This window comes from ANME-2 cluster archaeon (genome assembly GCA_019429385.1).
Lineage (GTDB): Archaea > Halobacteriota > Methanosarcinia > Methanosarcinales > Methanocomedenaceae > Methanocomedens_B.
In genome coordinates this window covers 83,495-101,680 of the sequence record JAHYIS010000002.1, presented here as the reverse complement: position 1 = coordinate 101,680, position 18,186 = coordinate 83,495, and the positions used below count along the sequence as shown (strand labels likewise).

The following is an 18,186-nucleotide window of genomic DNA, read 5'->3' as shown; positions in this document are numbered from 1 at the left end:
AGATGATAGAGCGAAAAGATATTCAGGGAATTATAGTTTTTATTGACCACGATAATGGAGAAATTCATTTTTCTGACAAATCAAATGTCATAACATTACCGGCATTCGGTGGTCAGTTGCATGGGATTAATAATCTTTTTTCAGAATCGCCGTTTGGAACGTTCATAGTACCGGGCCGGATGGGCAGTGAGGGACGTGCCGACGAGCTTATAACAGCAAAAGAACCGGAACCTGAACCATCACCCAAATATGTAGCTGATGAGGCTTTTTATAATTCCATTGACACTTCGGTTGTACGGAATTTTATGGGAAACAGGTTTGAAGATCATGAACCAATAACTATGTCTGCAGGCTATGATGAAGTGCTCGCCTCGGGAAATGACCGGATGATCGCAGACAATATTGCAAATACCACCTATGCCGATATCCTTCTGTATATCACACCAAAAAAGCTCGTGGATAAGAGACAGCTATTAGAGAATCTCGAATGCAGCCAGGATATTCTTGATAACCTGTTAATACACGGGTTGTTAAAAGAGAACCACAGTGGAGAACTTTATTTCACGTTCAAAGGACTGGTGGTCAGGCGGGACCTTGAGAGTACCTGCTATGTAGAAAATATTCCGATTCCTGCGCAGCCAATAATGGTATAAGGTAAAAAAAATGAGACCGATTGTCTCATTTTAAAATCTCATGCAGATGGAACTTGTACGGACCCAGGCTTCCACCGAAATTGCCTGCTGATATCTTCTTGACACCTGGTATCATAACTGCGGCTTTGATACCTGCCTGCATTGCTTCTGAGATGACCTTTTCATCCAGTCCGTTGATAACGATCTCATAGATACCGTTCACATCGGCAGGTACATTGCTGCCTTCTACTTTATCCTTAATGCTTGGTGAGAACTTCTCATTACTGGTAGCTTTCAGGAATGAGTATTTATTGGCCCCGACCTTTGAACCGCTGGCAACTATACCACCAGGGAAGGGGGTTATGACGCCTTCAACCTCGGCAATTGTATCAACAGCAGCCTCGGCTGCAGCCAGTGCTGCCATCTGGTTCTCGGCCAGGATAAAGAAATTACCCCCCGCAATACCATCCACTGCACCGATGCTGTGCTCAGCGATAAAATCGCCTTCCATCATTGGAATACGATAAGCTTTGCGGCCACCTACTTCTAACTCTGATTCCATACCGTCACCAAAGAACTTGAGCTTGAACCCTACATCTAACTGCTTTTCAGCATCTGGCAGTCCGTTGTACATGTGAGCGGTAGGTGCGGTCAGCACGCACTGTCCCAACCTGTTCAGCAATTGTTCAGCAAGGCTCTTGAACCCGAAAGTACATATCTGGATGTATGCACCTGGCCGGCCATCTGGGGTTTTATCTCCACCTACGATTTTTTCGATACCTGCTTCTGCCGGACATGCTATTACCGATGTTCCGAATCCGGTTGCTTCTGTAGCTGCCACAAGAGCCCACCGCTTTGTAACTCCGGTGATCAGTACCCTGGCAATCTTTATGGGAAATGCTTCTGCATATGTGTCTTCTATCTCTACTCCATTCAATTTCATAAAAAATCCCTCGTGGTAACAGATTTTACTGATGGCTACATATACTCATCGAAATTATTCGGTTAAATCAGGTTTGAGCAAAATGAATGATGAATTGGCAGTCCAGGTTATCAGAAGTAAGCGCAGGAAAAAAACAGTCCAGGCGAAAGTGGACGGCAACAGATTGGTCGTCTATATGCCTGCCGGATTAAATGAAAAGGAAGAGTCAGAGCTCATCAGGAAGATGAAAACAAAGATTGAGAACAAACGCACCCGTAAGGCGCTCAATAACGACAATTACCTGGAAAGGCGCGCAGATGAGTTCAATAAGAAATATTTTAACGGCAAACTTGTAATCCATTCCATCAACTATGTCACTAACCAGAATACCCGCCGCGGAAGCTGTACTCCAGCACGGGGCAGCGTACGTATTTCCCACGAGCTGGCCCAAATGCCCAAATGGGTGCTGGATTACGTGATAATGCACGAGATCACACACCTGGAACACCCCGACCATTCCCGGAAGTTCTGGAACAAGGTGAATGAATACAAATATACCGAGCGTGCAAGAGGATTCCTGATATGCAAAGAAATCGAAAAGAGCGATATATCAGATGATGACGAGCAGTGAACAGGAAAACATTGAACTATCTATCAGGCAAACAGAGTACAATTATGAACAATCATCCCACATTCCTGCTGACCGGCACCACATCGGACTCGCTCAGGGACAGGACCATCGTTCTGGCAGTAACGGGCAGTATCGCAGCGGTGCGTACGGTTGAACTGGCCCGGGAACTGGTCCGCCATGGTGCCAGCGTGAGGGCAGTGATGAGTGAAGCCGCGCAGGGTATTATCCACCCCGACGCCCTGCATTATGCCACAGGCCAGCCCGTCATTACCAGAATAACAGGAGCAGTTGAGCATGTGGAATATTGCGGTGAGGACGGCATTGCCGACCTGCTGCTGGTGGCCCCCTGTACTGCCAATACTATTGGGAAGATGGCAACAGGAATCGATGACACGCCTCCCACCACTTTCGTGACAACGGCACTGGGATGCCGTGTACCTGTGATGATAGTACCTGCTATGCACGGTTCCATGTACAACCACCCGGGTGTGCTGGAGAATTTCGGAAAACTAAAACATATGGGAGTACACATATTGGACCCGGTTTTGGCTGAAAAGACTGCAAAGATAGCCTCCAACGAGACTATTGTGCTTGAGGTTGAGCGCATGCTGGGCGGCGGCAGTCTGAAAGGCAAAAAAGTGGTCATAACCGGCGGCGGGACTGCAGAACGCATTGACCCGGTCAGGATACTGACCAACCGCTCGTCAGGGCGGACCGGTATTGCACTGGCACTGGAAGCATACCGCAGGGGAGCGGATGTGACACTGGTACAATCCATTCCATCGCGACTGTCTGGCATCGGCATTAAAGAAGTGATGGCCGAATCTGCAAAGGATATGACACGCTGCGTGCTTGATGAGATCGAGAACGGATGTGACCTGCTCATCAGTTCTGCAGCTGTGTCTGATTATACGGTTGAACCCAGGAATGAAAAGATAAAGTCGGGGCAGGATGGGATTACCCTGAACCTCCGTTTCACCGGGAAAATGCTGCAAGCAGTGCGGGATAAATATCCTGGTCTGGACATAATCGGATTCAAAGCTGAGACAAATGTGAGCAGGGACGAACTGCTTGCCAGTGCCGGGGACCTGATGGACAGGTACGGTCTTATGTTGGTGGTTGCCAATGATGTGGGCATACGCGGGATGGGGACCGAGGATAATACGGTATATCTGATGGAGGCCAGTGGAATGGTAATGGGCCCTGTGACCGGGAACAAACAGGGTATTGCCAGTTCCATACTGGACAGGTATCTTGAGGTTTCAGGATGATAGCGGGTGCTTTTGCCCCGGCCCATATAACTGGTTTTTTTTCGGTAATACCCAATACCGACCCGCTTAAGGCAGGTTCGCTCGGATGCGGGCTGTGCCTTGAAGCAGGGGTCAGGGCAAAAATTGATACACATTCTGCTGTACCTGCCATCACATTCAACGGCGAGCATACGGATTTTCCTACAGTCGAATATGTATTAAATGAACTTCTGGGAACAGACAGACCGCCTTTTTCCCTCGACCTTACGTCTGATGTACGGCCGGGTTTCGGGTTCGGGGTGAGCGGAGCTGCGGCACTGGCTGCCGGCTTTGCCTGCGCACAGGTGTATGACGCCAGGACGGGCGAACGGAAAATTGCTGCTGTGGCCCATTGTGCTGAAGTGTTGAACAGGACAGGGATGGGGGATGTGGCAGGACAGTGTACGGGAGGACTGGTGATGCGGACTGCACCCGGAGCGCCCGGGGTGGGGGTTACGCGACAAATATCTGTCAAACCCTGCGAAATTTCCTGGGTGTGCCTGGGTGAGATATCCACTGCATCAATACTGGGTGAGGAAGAGACCATGAAGCGCGTGAATGAGATGGGAGTGAAGGCATTAAAGTCGTTGCGAGAACGACCGGGACTTGAACATTTCATGTCATTGTCCAGGCAGTTTGCTGTCGAGACCGGGCTTATCAGTAGCCGTGCCCTTGATGCAGTGGAAGCTGTTGAGGCGCAGGGCGGGATGGCCAGCATGGCCATGCTGGGGGATACTGTGTTTGCCCCGGGTAAGGGGGAGGCATTGCAGGAATTCGGGAACGTAGGGCACAGCCGCATCGGATTTATAGGGGCCCGCACCTTGTAGTCGTGATGCATTGATGTATTTTGTATCGATAGATTAATTATTTACGTGAAACGTACATAGTGGATTGAATATTCACAGCATATCAGGAGGACAAACATGGCATTATCCAGATCACGAATTAAATTCAAACGATACATGAAAGAACTGATGCATAAATTCAGGTTCACATATGAAGATATCAGCAAAGGCACAGGTATAGAAGAGGAGCGATTAAGGGCTATTAATAAAACTGAGGACCCAACCCCCGAAGAAAACATGATCCTCAAACAATTTTCCTTAAAGATCACAAAAGAGCGCGGTGAGGACGAGGGAGAATAAAACCTGGAAGTCTTAAGTAAGGGGGGTTTTCCCCTTTACATTGCCAGAAATATAACCATCTGTACCAGCCCTACCATAAAACCGAGGACGCCACCGATAATAGTGATGTAGCGAAGTTCATTTGATGATACCCTCATAACGATATTTTCCAGCTGGTTCAGGTCATAACCTTCTATTTTAGTCTCGATTATGCCCTTGAAGTCCAGTTCACCTTCTATCCTGCGGATAAATTCTGTGATGAGTTCGTCCTTGTTCCTGTTGAGTGACTTTTTCACCTTTGACCGCATGTAGGAATTGATAGTTACGTTTATTTTCGAGAGTATCTCGCTTTTGCCGTCATAATCTGAAGACCTGAAGAAATCATCGACCATTTCATCTATCTCCGTGCCGAGGTCGAGGTTCTTTAATATCACGGTCAGGTCTTTTATTGATATCAGTTCTTCTTCCACTGTGGCAGCGATACTGGTCGCGATATCATTGCGGCGTTTTGGCAGCACTCCCTGGATCTTGAGTGGTCCTATACCTATGGGTTTGTGGGGGCGGAAGAGCATCTTGACGGCTATGTAATTGGTGGTATACCCTATAAGGCCGCCGACAATGGGGAATATGAATAAACTGTAATCCATCAGTTCAAATATTAATCCGTTGACTACTTTAAGCTTGGCGTTTCTTCCATGTACTCAGCGTTCAATAATTCGTTCCCAGCGTTCCCTATCCCGCATATCATACTTGGCCATTACTTTTCTCAGGGCATCCTCCAGCCCGATATCATAATAATTTGCCAGGCAAATGAGCGCGAACAGGATGTCTCCGAGTTCCATTACAATGTTTATGTCGCCATCATCTGTTTTTTTGGGTTTGTGGCATTCGAGCGAGTTTATCTCTTTGGCAAGTTCCCCTACTTCTTCCATCATGGCTGCGAGCATGGATAGGGGTGGCCAGTATCCGGCTTCGAACTGGCTTATCCATTGGTCTACGAGTTTTTGGGATTCCGGGATGGTCAGGTCGGCCATTGGTCTCATCTGTGTAGTCGTATAGAGATATGTATTGTTATTTTTACTGCAGAGCAAAACCTGGTGAGCAGGCGTTTTTTGTCATGTTGCAGGTTCGGTTGTGGAACTTGCTTTAGAGAGCCTGGGGTCATAGTTATTTGAAATTTATTTTACTCAAGATAATAAAATGTTAGATTACCTGCATTGCATTGAAGGATGACCCTCCATATACAAAATAATGGACAGGGGGAGGGAACGGCAAATGAAATGTCAAGGAGAAAAATGGTGCCATTATCACCTAAATGAATGGTTCTCCCGGACGCGATGAAGGGTGGTCATAACTCCCCCGTTCCTACCCGCCATGGTTTATCGATTGGACTCGTCAGGATATTTGTATATAACATGTGGCATTGTTGTGGCCCCATTTCGATACAAATTATTCCATAAAACTATAATTCATTAATAGCCTAAAGTGTTTGTCCCGCATATATCCGGGTGATTGTTAACGGTAATAAAGAAACCACGTATGCAATGTAAATCCAACGTACTAAGGTACCACTTTCCAATGTACGAACCTGCAACATTCCAACGTACCAATATAATACGAATACAAATAATAGTTGCATAGCTCGTTTTTCAGCTTTCTGATAAAAATCTCAAGAACCACATAAGTCCTATACCGGCAATGAACGAAAAGAATGAGAAGATGGTTTTCCACTTATCAGTCTCTTTATGCAGTTCAGGTAAAAGGTCCACTGCTGCAATGTATAAAAACCCCCCGGCTGCAAATGGCAGGAGAATATTCATCGTGCCACCTATGTATGATGACAAATAATACCCCATCACTCCTCCCAACAGCGCGGTCAGCGCAGTCACAAGGTTCAAGGCGAGCGCTTTTTTTTTCCCAAAACCGCCATATACCAGTACCCCGAAATCCCCGATCTCCTGGGGAATTTCATGGGCAGCCACTGCCAGCGTAGTAGCAATACCTAACGGGATGTTGGTAAGAAATGCCGCTGCCAGGATGAATCCGTCAATGAGATTATGGGTAGCATCCCCGAACAGGTTCAGGTAAGCAAAGGAATGTATTTCGCAATGATCCTTATGGCAGTGTCTCCATACAATCTTTTCAAGCAGGAAGAACAGTATAAATCCAAGTATTAATGTGTTGAACGTGGTTTTAGCAGGTGACGTTGTCAATGCTTCTGGCAGCAGGTGTAAAAAAGCTCCACCCATCAGAGTGCCTGCCGAAAATCCCACCAGCACCAGAAGGACCTTCTTCAATGACCTGTCACTGATCGAAAATGTAACAATCCCTATCAGTGATATCAAACTGACAAACAGTGTAGCTGCGATGATCCATGGTAAAGTGTTCATTATATTGCACCCAGTCATTCGTTCTGTTAATCAGCCGCACAGGTAGACGGCCGGGAACGGATAGTATTCCTTAATCTGCTCAGGGGGTATATCATACGTTATCAAATAAATACCTATAATACCGAAACCTTGCTGGTGTTTTACGTTAAAGTCATAAAATCAAGTTCTATCAGCATTGATGAATGGTTTAAACTCTTCAAAATCATTTTCTCAATTCAATCTTTCATGTATAGTCCAATAATTCTTTCAATCCCTTACCAGGTCACTCTGCAGACATAGAATGTTCATATCCTGTTTAGAAAATGTTCCTTAATAATTTTCTTTTCCCCCCTCTGGACAATCTTACCTATGGTGGATGGGGATGTATTGAACAATTCTGCAAGTTCTTTGATGGTCGTCTTTTTGGGATAATCATAATAACCTTTTGTAAGTGCTATGCGTACAATTTCTTCCTGCCGCGTGGTAAGAACATTCTTTTTTGTCAAAATACTGGAATTTTTAAGTTCCACTTCACATCCGCGTTCGTATAGGCAATCAATCAAATGTTTCAGGGAACCTTCTCCGCCTGTTATCAATCTCCACTCAACTCTGCCATCCCCCAGACACTGGGCTGATATCAAGAAACAATCCGAATTTGCCAGTGCCCTGCATGCTGAGCACTTGTTAGTCACCACTGAGCCATAAACACCACCATCTTTATATGCAGAGATATCTACTTTATTGACATCCGGATGGGCCTTTATATCGGCTGTAATGGAATGGATAATATTCTCGTCGCCCTCTATCTCAATAAGGCTCCTGCCACCGGATTCACCAAAAGGCATACATTCAATGAACTTGATATTGGCAGAATAATTCTTGCTGACATCCTTCACCCAGTTATCCGGCATTGTTATTCTTAGTATAGTTTCTCTCATACATTCCCACCCTCCAGATTCCGTACTGTTAAGCACCGGCAAGAATTGAGTGTATTTTATCAAGATATATGTGTTTGGGTTTTTCCTGTGGTGGTTCCAGGAAATTCATGAACTGAAAGATACCCGGTGTCCAACGTAAGGCTTAAATGCAATGAATCGCATTCAGAAGTACCCTAAACCCCGTGTAGATACACGGATTTCACTGCGTCCGGATAGTGTAGGGGACTATCATGAAGGCCTGTCGAGTCTTCGACCCGGGTTCGAATCCCGGTCCGGGCGTTTTTTCTTTTTTTTTGCCTGGAAAATTAAAACTCTATTTCATCACCCGGTTTGAGTATCGTGACTTCGACCGGACAATCCTTCCTGAAATCTTCCGGATTCACGGAGATAGCGGGAAACGTCCCGTAATGTATAGGTATAACAAGTCCGGGCCTTATCAATTCAACCGCACTGAGTGCATCTCTTATGCCCATCGTGTATCGGTCCCCGATAGGCAGCAGGGCAATATCGATACCTTCAGCCCCTATCAGTTTCATATCACCAAACAGCCCGGTATCGCCTGCATGGTATATGGTCCGGTTATACTTCCTGTGGTTCAGGATAAAACCTGCAGGATGACCCATGTTTGCAGAATGCTTTGCCTCTACCATCTTGATGCGCCACTTCCCTGCAGAGACCCAACCGCCTATGTTCATGCCTATTGATTCAAAACCCTGTGAGCCAGCTGCCTTTGCGATTTCGTGAATAGCTACAATGGTAGCATTATTGTTCTTTGCGATCTCGAAAGCATCACCCAGATGGTCGCTATGGTCATGGGTCAGGCAGATGATGCTGCATTCAACATCTTTTGGTTCTGTAGTGCACTTCGGGTTTCCTGTTAAGAACGGGTCAATGAGCAGGTCTTCGATGAGGAATGCCGAATGTCCGAAATAAGTTAACTTCATGAATACCACATACCGAATACAAAAATGATAAAACCGCCTAATACGAAACTGGCTGCGTTCATTATCATGCTCAATATAAGTGACTGCTTCAGAGACAATATTGTTTTGTCCATTGAATGGATGAAATATCCTTCAAAGACCACGGCAAATATCTCAGACAGAACTACCACCAGGAAGAACACCTTCATTACCGGAAAAATGAACCAGACCACGGGTAATGAGATAAGATTTGCCTTCACTACAGATTTCAACACACTCTTTGGACGTTTTACTGCCAAGAGGAATATCAACGCAGCCAGAACTTCAATGGTCAGGGTAAGGACCAGTGCCACCAGGAAAAATAGCATCCTTTCTAATGCCGGGACGGTTCTTTCCTTTACAACCAATCCCGTGTCAGTTACTCTCACATCAAACCTTGCATTAAATGACCTGGCTTTGAATACATTGCTCTCCCGGGTCCGGTCAGAGAAATTAAGTACCAGTTTCTGGTATGGTGCATAACTGTATGCCATCGAGCTGCATGAGTCCTGCACACAGTAAAAACCCTGTGGACCCGGCTGCTCAATCGGATGCGATTGCAGGTACCTGTCATCTTCGCATTCCAGCTGCTGGCCATCAATAAGCGTAACAGGTCCCGATATCTCATATACCAGATTAAATTCCATAGACGGCTTTGGACCAATATCAGCAAGTGTGGCGTTTGGAGATAACAGGATAACCATAACGGTAAGAATACACACTGTTTTGAATTTCATAGAACTGACCACATGATACATGATAGTAATTGCCGGTAATTTTTCATCGTTTATTAAAAAATCTTTTGGTATTGAGGTTAACCTGTCGTTTCAAATAAGATAAATATATTCCTTTGTTAATGGGTCCAAAGCAATTTTTTCTCCTTCAAGATTTGCATCGTATCCGGGATAACCGTATTTACCGGCAGTAGCATCAAGAACGATGCTTTTCTTACCATCGATCTCATAAAACGATATCTGCTGATCCCTGAATAGTTCAACGGGAGAATAATAGAAATAGAATTTCAGATCCATATCAATTATTGCATCGTTTTTGTTATCATTCTTTATCACCAGGCCCCCATGAGTTGAAAGGCTGGGGCAGGCATCCCTTATCCATACAACATTTTGATTCGTACATGATGGAAAATAGTTGAATGAGCGGTCCCTGGACATTAGTTCATAATCTGCTCTTGAAGGGACGACATAGGTTGTCAAAGGTTGAGACGACGAGAGATTATATTTTATATCCATATACTTAACAGGTGATGAAAATCCGGACCCGTTCCCTCCATAATAAAATAAATATCCGGGTTTGAGGGTAAATGTCTGCTTTTTTTGCTCAACAATATAGAGCTTGCCGCCTTCCAACACCACATCCATATTCCCGTTTTGACCCATGTCCTGTGAAACCTGGCGCAGGATGGGCTCTTCAATATACTGCATTATATTTTCAATATCAACATCATACACCAGGCAATATGCATGGTCCTCGGTAATTACAAAATATGTTTTAATTCCCAGGTTCTCCAGTAGCGACATAAGCAGTATTGTCAGGTCTTCACAATCACCACCCTGTACATCTATTGTATCATAGGGAGATTGGATAAATTCTGCATTTCTGGGGTCACTGTAATAGGAATAATTTTCAACCACATATCGATATATTTTAGCTACCTGGCATTCCTTATCTCCGGACGGGCAGTCTTTTACAATAGTGGCAGCCTGTTTTCTTAAGGATATATCATTGAATACGATCTGGCTTGTGTAAGGCTGGACTCTTTTAACTACAGGATCACCGCTAAAAGTTGATAAACTCCCATCATCGATGCAGCCTGTTGAAAATACCGTGCTTATTGCTACAATGAATATTACCAGTAAACCTGGATAGACCGATTTATTCGCATTCATGGAACCTACCATTGACAGACCACCATATCCACATTCCTACTCCCACCTGCGATACAGTTCGTGCTCTATACCCAGCAGGTCGAGTACCCTGCCCACGACAAAATCAACCATCTCAGCCACAGTCTGCGGCCTGGGATACAGTCCTGGACATGCAGGCAGCACCGCGGCACCGGCCCGTCTCACCCTTACCATATTCTCAAGGTCTATCAGGCTCAGTGGAGTCTCCCTGGGGACAAGTATCAACCGTCGGTCCTCTTTCAGGCAGATATCTGCCGCGCGTCCCATAAGTGTATCTGAAAAACCACTGGCAATACCTGAAAGGGTCTTCATGCTGCATGGCACTATAACCATCCCATTGGTCCTGTGTGAACCGCTGGCAATTGGAGCCTTGAATTCACGCTCGCCCCACACATGGTCGGCCAGTGCTTCTACATCGGACACAGGATATTCAGTCTCGATCCCGATAACCTGTTTGCCTGGTTCGGAAATCACCAGATGGACAACGTAATCGTCCATACTTTTCAGCACTTCCAGCAGTCTTATGCCATATATGACCCCTGACGCACCGGAGATACCAATAACAATCTCACTGCTCATGAAAGGTAATAATGTCCCTGATACTTGAATAGTTTTTGATTAGTACATAAAGTATAATATTGTGTACTCAAGTTAATCCGACCGTAGGGAGGATTTTCTTGTTTACTGATGGGGCTGACTAAAAACAGAAAAAGTTATCCACTCAACGTGTGGTGCTAAAAATGAAAAGTTGTAGGTGTGGAAACCACACCTACGTTAAATTGTTTCGATTTATTTTGCTGGAATAACGAAGGCTCGCTCACCAGCGCACCTGTCGAATTCTCTCAGTGCGCCCTTACCGAAGCACTCTCTTACTTCGAGGAAGTCGAAGTTCATGAGGTCATCGGCGAAGCAGGTCTTGACCAGTGGGTTGACTGCGAAGGCATCTCCCCTACCAGTGTAGGCACCGGTGATAACGGTTGTATAACCGCCCTGGTGACCGACGTTCATGGCGTAGTTGGGGTAGTTTGCTCCTCTGAGTTCACCAAGCAGACCTTCATCGGACTGATAGGAGAACACGTTTGTTGCACCGCACTGATCCTGCAGGTCATATCCGAAGAAGCCGAGTCGACCGTGTGCCTCTTTGTGGAGGTACATGGACAGATACCAGGCTGACAGACCGGCATTGGAGTTACCTGTTGCAATTGAGGTTGCAGCTGCGGAGGCAACTGAGACCACAGTAGCTCTCTGTGAACCACCGAAGTGATCTTCCAGAGCGGTCGGGTAATTCTCGTACAGTTCAAGACCATACAGTGTGCCCCAGGTACCGATGTCCCTTATGACATCAACGCTTGGTGCAACGGTCTTGCCGACGCCACCTTTGTATTTATCCCATGCATATTCGGTGGATGCATACAGGTCGTCATCAACGATGTTGTTGGTGTATGCGGCTGTGGCATACATTGTGAAGCCGACACCACCGGACATGTAACCGCCGAGCCAGATCTGATCGTACAGCATGGAAGCTGCAGCGCAGGTTTCCAGAGCGATCTTACATGGGTCATCTCTGAACTTCCTTGAGGTCTGGACGATATCGGCCATGTGACCGAAGGACAGACCACCAGGCTCGTTAGGTCCTCTTGCTCGCCTTGCGGGAAGCATTTCGGACATTTCTACGAGACCAGCGTGCTTGGCTGTGAATGCCAGATCAGCGACTGCTGCCTCACCAGCGCACATGTGATATGCACTGATGAATGACATACCGACCTGCATTGCCATCCATCTGGATGTCTGACCACCATCAGCAGTCCTTGAGACCACTGTTGGGATATGCACTGCCTGGAATGAAGACTTGCCTATTGAAGCCTTTATCTGGGCTGCATGCTCTTTGTTGAACATCTTATCGATGTCGATTACGAACTGGGAATCCAGCTCGTCCTTCAGGGAATCGTCGCCAGTGAAGACCTTTACATAGCAGTCATCTACCATTGCTGGATGAGTCTCTACCATGTGTTCCTGGACAATAGCTGCACCAGGCATTGCATGGTTCAGTACTTCCAGATAGTAGTTGATGGTCTCAGGTGTGACTTCTTTGCCGAGTCTCTTTTCCAGAGTCTCGTGAGCCAGGTCCAGACCTACAACGCAGGTTCTCCTGATGTCGTCCCATTCCTGCTGCATGGCAGCATTGTTGACGTAGTGGAGATCGTCGCCGTCGCATACGATATCAGTTCCGCTGAGGGTATATGGGGTCAACTGTCTCTGACCCAGTGGTATACCGGCCAGGTGGAGCATAGGATCATATGCCTGGAGACCTCTCTTCTTGGTGATCTCTGCACCGATCTTTGCCATCTCGACCTTTCTTGGGTTCTGCTGATAGCCAAGTCTCAGGTACTTTGCAGTGGTTGACTGAATGTCATCAGACTGCTTGTTGGAACCCCATTCTTTGGAGTATTTGGTTTCCATTGCTTTAACGAATTCCTTCTTGGCTGTTGCTAAATTTTTGAAATTTGCCATTCTATTCACCTCAATTATTTGGGCTGGTACCCATATATGGACCTAAGTTCCCAAATTCTCTGTGTCCATTCAACAACTTCCTTGTCGTCTCTGAATGCCACATTACCAACTCTATAGAAGGTGGTCCTCTTGGCTGCTTCGGCAGATGACATTGGCTTGCCCATGTTGACCTTGCGGTCAATTGGTACACCGACCTGGTCCTTGTCCTGAATGATTGAGCCGCTTTCCAATCGGCGCCTGTCGAGCATGTCGAACATGACACCATCTTCCTGCAACCTGCAGGAGTGACCGTGCACGGTACATCCTCTCAGACCGGCCAGACCTGGACAGGTCATCTCAGTCTCGATCTGCTCTTTGGCGATCAGTTCCATATCTCTCTCACGGGCCTCTACGACCTGTCTACCGGACAGTGTACCGGGATCTACTCCCCTGTGGTTGATTGCTGCATGATATGACCTCCAGTATGGTGTGGATGGTGCATTATACATGGAATCTGCCCACTGTACATATCGTACACGGTCGCCTGCTGCGGTACCGGGTGTAGGTGTTACGATCTCCCTTACGGGGCAATCGGGCTCACCCATCTCGGCCAGTGGCGGATGTGTGCTTGGGTAGTCTGTACCAGGTGCCCTGTGTCCCAGCATTGCTGTAACGTCTTCATCAGAGACTTCTCTGAGTTTCTCGACGTTGTTGGACATGTGCTTGCGCCTGTTCTGAGCAACTGATGTGTTGCCAGGATAATATTGTGGTTTATATGCCATAATATCTCATCTCCTTAATTATTTAGTGGATTAATGGTTTTAACGTATTTCACAATTTTATTGAGGTTCTCCCGTGAACAGGTTTCGCCTCTTGTGATTCCGCTTACGATTTCCATGACTGTTCCCTCGGTCTGAATATTTTCAGGTCTTGGTTTGACCAGTCGTGTCTTAATTCCTGCTTCGGCAAATAGCTCAAAATCGATGGGATTCTGGCAAGCTATTACGGTTGGAATATCTACGAATTTAAGGACTGCCAAGGTCTTGCTAATTACATGCGAATCAACATTTCCCAGATGCAGGACCAGGAGTTTATGTCTCTTGATCTGTTCCAGTTCCACCGGGGTCAGACCGAATTTTGGTCCATATCCCATAGCAGATTTTCCTGTCAGATCTTCAGGGACACCGGCACCGGCATTAAGTACCAGTACACTTACCTGAATTCCTTCCCTTCTGAGGCCGTATGTAATTTCACATACGGGTTTGGTAATATGACGACGTCCTGGAGACATGGCGATTGCAATCACATCAGGCCTGCCGGTCTCTGACAGCGTGCCTCTTTGGGCAAGTCCGCCGCCTCTTCCCAGGCCCATGCTTTCTCTGCAATCCACACACTGTGTATCTCGTCCGAACATGGTCTACCTCTCTTCAGTTGTTCCTACCATGCAAATGCGATCCTTGTTCTTTGCTTTTGGATCTGTCAATCCAAGCAGGCGTTCGTCATCAAGATTAATGGATTCATCAATCCTGCTCCTGAATCCGTACTTGGCATAATCCGTCAGCGTAGCCTTCGTGCGTATAAAGAAACCTTCCCTGTATTCGAAGGGGAACGGCAATACTTCTGCTACTACCTGTCGCAGTTTCTCTTTGACGCTTCGGTCCTCAATTTCTACCTGTACCCGGCCCAATCTGATGTTCAGTTCAAATGCATGACCTGAAACATTGATCAATCGCCGGTCCGGATGATTTACCGGAGTACCTGCTCCGGGACCACACATTACCCTGTTAGGGAGACTGGGGCCCTGTATCACCATCCGAATAACACCCGGAACCTTATCAATTACATTGAGCAACTGTTCGGCTGTATCGGGCATCAATACACGCTGAGGGAATATCTCAACCTGAATTGGCTTTTTCTTACCTGAAACGGAATTTGTATCAACCATTTAAATCCTCTATGCTCTTATAGCGCTCCTGCGACAGCCTTAATTGGCTCTCTGAATTCTGCTACAGATCCGAACACTTCTCCGACAAGACCGGATGTCATCTCAGGTGTGAACATCTGGACACCGGCATCGAGTGATACTGATGCTGCTACGCATGGGATAGCGAAGCCTCTGGAGTGCCTGGTAACTACGTGGTTACCGTTGAACACACCAGGACCGCCGCCGCCATAGATAGAGTGGCTGAAGAAGGAGAATCCTACTGCAGTACCCTGTACCTTACCCCAGTCGCATCCTGGCAGGCCTGTCTCTTTCTCAATCAAATCGTTGAAGTACAACAGAGTTGATGATGTGTGCTGTGGTGATCTTCCTGCACCGCAGTTGACCAGGTTTGCTGCAAGAGTTCCGGCTGCGCAATATGCGTTCCACAAGGATACATCGTTTGCCTTGTAGCAGGTATATCCTGAACTGAATTTCTTATCGGCTGCAATTACACCATCTGCAATACCGCGCTCAACGATGGAGTGCACGACTGTACCGATGGTACCGGTTGCGCCGTTTGCCTTGGTTGTACTATAGACGAGGTTGTTAGCATTCAGGTTCTGGTATGCCAGACCGAGCAGCTGATTTCTCTCGAACATTCCAAGAGCATTACCCATCTCGAACACACCGGCCTGCTCATAGATACCAGAGAGAGCTGCTGTGTTCATGGCGTTCTTCTTTGTCACGGCTGCCAGGTGGTTTGCCATGATGTTTCTCAATGAGTGGCCCAGACCCTCATCTTTCTGTGGGATTTCCAGAATTGACTTAACATTACCGCCAGCCAAATCCATGGTCTGTGGATACTGTCCCATGATTGCTGCCTTGGTCTCAGGAACATTGAACATGTTCAGATTGAAGGTCTCAATCATTGCCTGAAGTGTTGCCATTGATGCACATGTCAGTGATGACACATACTCGGCACCTGCTTCTATTCTGGAAGAGGGTACCTGTACAAGCATCTGCTTGCCGCCATTGAGGGACTTCACATTAGTATCGTCACCTTTATCGACTTGCACTAATTCGGCAACTCTCTTTACAATGCTATCTGCGTTCTTGACCACGTCGAGCTTCATTGTCCTACCGGAAACCTGTCGGCCTTTGCCGCCATATTTACCAGTAGCCAGTGCCTTTTCGATTCCGGCCAGATCCACGGCTGCTGTTCGCTTTGTGTCGTGGATGATTTTCTTAATAGCTTTGTTTCTGAGGGGGCTTATATCTGCAAGAGCAACGCCGCTCTTGAGTTTAGCTCCTCTGTCGCTATATAGGTCTATTTTGTCAGACACGTTTATTTATCCTCCTATACATTTTCAGAAAACCGCTCGATTGTAATTGATATAATGAAGGATAAGTCATAGATATATTTTGAACAGGACTCATAAAAATAGTAGAGGAAGAGCCCAAACCTTTCAAAATATCACCTTTTGACCTAGCATTGTATCACACAACCATTGCAATTTTCCGTACTACCTTCGTATTCTACAAACCTACTTAAAGGTTACGGATTAATCGTGATAAAATAAAAAATATAATGTCATTTACATATTTACATAGTTTTAGAAAAACGCGGAAAAAAATTCCACAGAAAACTATATGTAGGGGTAACATACCGTCAAAGAAGACTAAATACTATAAGGTGTTGAGTAATAAAAAAACCGTTACTTTGAGACGATAAATATGGAACTGCTTGCTGATATTGGAGGTAGGCCCGGACTTGATTGCATGGGATTTTGCAGATATTGCTATTTCAAAGCCGTCAGGGACGTGCCACCTTTCGGATGTAAACACTGCCTGCCTATACAGAAAGGATGCCATTACTGCACAAAAAGTGTAAAAGAACTATATCCGGGTTTCAAACCTGTCCAGATGGTAGTTCAGGAACTTAATCAAACACTTCACCTCAACCATGAAGCGATTGAACGTATTACCATAAGCGGTGGTGGTGATGTAAGCTGTTACCCTGACCTTGAATTATTGACTGCAACCTTGACCCAGCTTGAATCCCCCATTCACCTGGGTTACACCAGCGGCAAAGGCTTCACCAAAGGCGATGAAGCAGAATATTACCTTGACAACGGCGTCACAGAAGTATCATTTACCGTATTTGCCACTGACCCGCTGCTGCGTGGAGAATATATGCACGACAAGCATCCTGAAGCATCCCTCTCAAATCTGGAAACGTTTTGCAGCAATTCAGAGGTCTATGCAGCCTCTGTATTGATACCTGGTGTTAACGACGGTAATGTGTTAAGGAAAACCTGTGACGACCTGGAAGCCATGGGTGCAAAAGGACTCATACTTATGCGGTTTGCCAACACCACCGACCAGGGACTCATACTCAATAATGCACCTATCATCCCTGGCGTAGAATCCCATACCGTGAACGAGTTCGCAGCCATAGTGGATGAAATTAACAGGGATTATTCATTCAGGGTGACCGGCACGCCTCTGTGGGACCCGGAAACAGGTGCACCTTTTGCCATTGTCAACGACTCAAAAGCCCTGTCAATGCTCCCTCAAATAAAAATGGAGGCCACCATTCTTACAAGCAGGGTATCAGCACCATTTCTTGATAGAATTTTCAAGAACTTCGATGCCCCGGTAAACGTGATTGGAGTGGAAAAGGATATAGGGTGCCTGATAACTATCGAGGATATAGAAAAGCTTGACCTCTCAGAGATAAAAAGTACTGTTATTTTCCCGGGGCGCGCATTCGTCCATGATTCAGAAATAAAAGATGTACTGAACCGGGACGGAGGGGACAGACTGATACGAAGGGGTCCGGATAAACTTACCGTTGACGGGGAGATGAGCATATCCATGACCAGGGATGAGGTCATTCATAGGGAGATCGAGGGATTGACCGAACTGATCGATATGATCAATATGCTCGGTACTTTGCCAGCAGGAAAAAACTAAACAA

20 protein-coding genes and 1 tRNA gene are annotated in these 18,186 nt (G+C 46.3%); 7 read left to right on the top strand and 14 right to left on the bottom strand.

Translation table 11 applies throughout. From position 1 onward, the window contains the following. Nucleotides 1-2: 2 nt before the first annotated feature. Nucleotides 3-653 (top strand): hypothetical protein, encoded by a 651-nt coding sequence (locus tag K0A89_01490; protein MBW6517163.1) that lies wholly within the window; start codon nucleotides 3-5, stop codon nucleotides 651-653. A gap of 25 nt (nucleotides 654-678) precedes the next feature. On the opposite strand, the gene fhcD is transcribed toward K0A89_01490, so the two are convergent. Next, nucleotides 679-1,575, bottom strand: coding sequence for a formylmethanofuran--tetrahydromethanopterin N-formyltransferase (fhcD, locus tag K0A89_01485; protein MBW6517162.1), 897 nt, complete (start codon nucleotides 1,573-1,575; stop codon nucleotides 679-681). A gap of 82 nt (nucleotides 1,576-1,657) precedes the next feature. Between fhcD and K0A89_01480 the strand changes: the two genes are divergently transcribed. The 4 genes from K0A89_01480 to K0A89_01465 all read left to right on the top strand — a co-directional run bounded on the left by K0A89_01480 (nucleotide 1,658) and on the right by K0A89_01465 (nucleotide 4,619). Then, nucleotides 1,658-2,185, top strand: coding sequence for a M48 family metallopeptidase (locus K0A89_01480; protein ID MBW6517161.1), 528 nt, complete (start codon nucleotides 1,658-1,660; stop codon nucleotides 2,183-2,185). Between the two features lie 44 nt (nucleotides 2,186-2,229). After that, nucleotides 2,230-3,456 (top strand): bifunctional phosphopantothenoylcysteine decarboxylase/phosphopantothenate--cysteine ligase CoaBC, encoded by a 1,227-nt coding sequence (gene coaBC, locus K0A89_01475; GenBank protein MBW6517160.1) that lies wholly within the window; start codon nucleotides 2,230-2,232, stop codon nucleotides 3,454-3,456. Continuing rightward, nucleotides 3,453-4,301 carry a GHMP kinase gene (locus K0A89_01470; protein MBW6517159.1) on the top strand — a complete coding sequence of 283 codons (849 nt, stop codon included), beginning with the start codon at nucleotides 3,453-3,455 and terminating at the stop codon, nucleotides 4,299-4,301. Before coaBC ends, K0A89_01470 begins: the two co-directional genes overlap by 4 nt. Nucleotides 4,302-4,397: 96 nt before the next feature. Further along, nucleotides 4,398-4,619: a hypothetical protein gene (locus tag K0A89_01465; protein ID MBW6517158.1), complete on the top strand. Its 222-nt coding sequence runs from the start codon at nucleotides 4,398-4,400 to the stop codon at nucleotides 4,617-4,619. A gap of 35 nt (nucleotides 4,620-4,654) precedes the next feature. Here K0A89_01465 and K0A89_01460 read toward each other — a convergent pair whose 3' ends face one another. From K0A89_01460 to K0A89_01445, 4 genes are all read right to left on the bottom strand, one after another. Beyond that, complete coding sequence (locus K0A89_01460; protein ID MBW6517157.1) at nucleotides 4,655-5,245, bottom strand: DUF445 family protein; 591 nt, start codon at nucleotides 5,243-5,245, stop codon at nucleotides 4,655-4,657. 54 nt (nucleotides 5,246-5,299) lie between these two features. Next, entirely contained in the window at nucleotides 5,300-5,641 is a 342-nt protein-coding gene (locus tag K0A89_01455) for a nucleotide pyrophosphohydrolase (GenBank protein ID MBW6517156.1), read from the bottom strand. 606 nt (nucleotides 5,642-6,247) lie between these two features. After that, nucleotides 6,248-6,988, bottom strand: a complete 741-nt coding sequence (locus K0A89_01450) for a ZIP family metal transporter (GenBank protein ID MBW6517155.1) — start codon at nucleotides 6,986-6,988, stop codon at nucleotides 6,248-6,250. A gap of 284 nt (nucleotides 6,989-7,272) precedes the next feature. Next, the gene (locus tag K0A89_01445; protein ID MBW6517154.1) at nucleotides 7,273-7,905 is read right to left on the bottom strand and encodes a helix-turn-helix domain-containing protein; all 633 of its coding nucleotides are present in this window, start codon (nucleotides 7,903-7,905) and stop codon (nucleotides 7,273-7,275) included. Between the two features lie 206 nt (nucleotides 7,906-8,111). Between K0A89_01445 and K0A89_01440 the strand changes: the two genes are divergently transcribed. Then, nucleotides 8,112-8,184: transfer RNA gene (locus tag K0A89_01440), tRNA-Asp, on the top strand. 26 nt (nucleotides 8,185-8,210) lie between these two features. Here K0A89_01440 and K0A89_01435 read toward each other — a convergent pair. The 9 genes from K0A89_01435 to mcrB all read right to left on the bottom strand — a co-directional run bounded on the left by K0A89_01435 (nucleotide 8,211) and on the right by mcrB (nucleotide 16,549). Continuing rightward, entirely contained in the window at nucleotides 8,211-8,849 is a 639-nt protein-coding gene (locus tag K0A89_01435) for a metal-dependent hydrolase (GenBank protein ID MBW6517153.1), read from the bottom strand. Continuing rightward, nucleotides 8,846-9,604: a hypothetical protein gene (locus K0A89_01430; GenBank protein MBW6517152.1), complete on the bottom strand. Its 759-nt coding sequence runs from the start codon at nucleotides 9,602-9,604 to the stop codon at nucleotides 8,846-8,848. The genes K0A89_01435 and K0A89_01430 overlap by 4 nt, the downstream gene beginning before the upstream one ends. Before the next feature lie 90 nt (nucleotides 9,605-9,694). Beyond that, a complete protein-coding gene (locus K0A89_01425; GenBank protein ID MBW6517151.1) occupies nucleotides 9,695-10,786 on the bottom strand; it encodes a transglutaminase-like domain-containing protein in 1,092 nt (363 codons plus the stop codon). A 24-nt stretch (nucleotides 10,787-10,810) separates the two neighbouring features. After that, a complete protein-coding gene (locus K0A89_01420) occupies nucleotides 10,811-11,371 on the bottom strand; it encodes a UbiX family flavin prenyltransferase (GenBank protein ID MBW6517150.1) in 561 nt (186 codons plus the stop codon). 210 nt (nucleotides 11,372-11,581) lie between these two features. Continuing rightward, nucleotides 11,582-13,303, bottom strand: a complete 1,722-nt coding sequence (mcrA, locus tag K0A89_01415; GenBank protein MBW6517149.1) for a coenzyme-B sulfoethylthiotransferase subunit alpha — start codon at nucleotides 13,301-13,303, stop codon at nucleotides 11,582-11,584. A 14-nt stretch (nucleotides 13,304-13,317) separates the two neighbouring features. Next, nucleotides 13,318-14,064, bottom strand: a complete 747-nt coding sequence (mcrG, locus tag K0A89_01410; GenBank protein MBW6517148.1) for a coenzyme-B sulfoethylthiotransferase subunit gamma — start codon at nucleotides 14,062-14,064, stop codon at nucleotides 13,318-13,320. 14 nt (nucleotides 14,065-14,078) lie between these two features. After that, nucleotides 14,079-14,696, bottom strand: a complete 618-nt coding sequence (gene mcrC / locus K0A89_01405) for a methyl-coenzyme M reductase I operon protein C (GenBank protein MBW6517147.1) — start codon at nucleotides 14,694-14,696, stop codon at nucleotides 14,079-14,081. 3 nt (nucleotides 14,697-14,699) lie between these two features. Further along, nucleotides 14,700-15,227: a methyl-coenzyme M reductase operon protein D gene (gene mcrD, locus K0A89_01400; protein ID MBW6517146.1), complete on the bottom strand. Its 528-nt coding sequence runs from the start codon at nucleotides 15,225-15,227 to the stop codon at nucleotides 14,700-14,702. Nucleotides 15,228-15,244: 17 nt separating this feature from the next. Beyond that, nucleotides 15,245-16,549: a coenzyme-B sulfoethylthiotransferase subunit beta gene (gene mcrB, locus K0A89_01395; protein ID MBW6517145.1), complete on the bottom strand. Its 1,305-nt coding sequence runs from the start codon at nucleotides 16,547-16,549 to the stop codon at nucleotides 15,245-15,247. 391 nt (nucleotides 16,550-16,940) lie between these two features. On the opposite strand from mcrB, the gene mmp10 reads away from it, so the two are divergent. After that, nucleotides 16,941-18,182, top strand: a complete 1,242-nt coding sequence (gene mmp10, locus K0A89_01390) for a methyl coenzyme M reductase-arginine methyltransferase Mmp10 (GenBank protein MBW6517144.1) — start codon at nucleotides 16,941-16,943, stop codon at nucleotides 18,180-18,182. Nucleotides 18,183-18,186 lie beyond the last annotated feature (4 nt).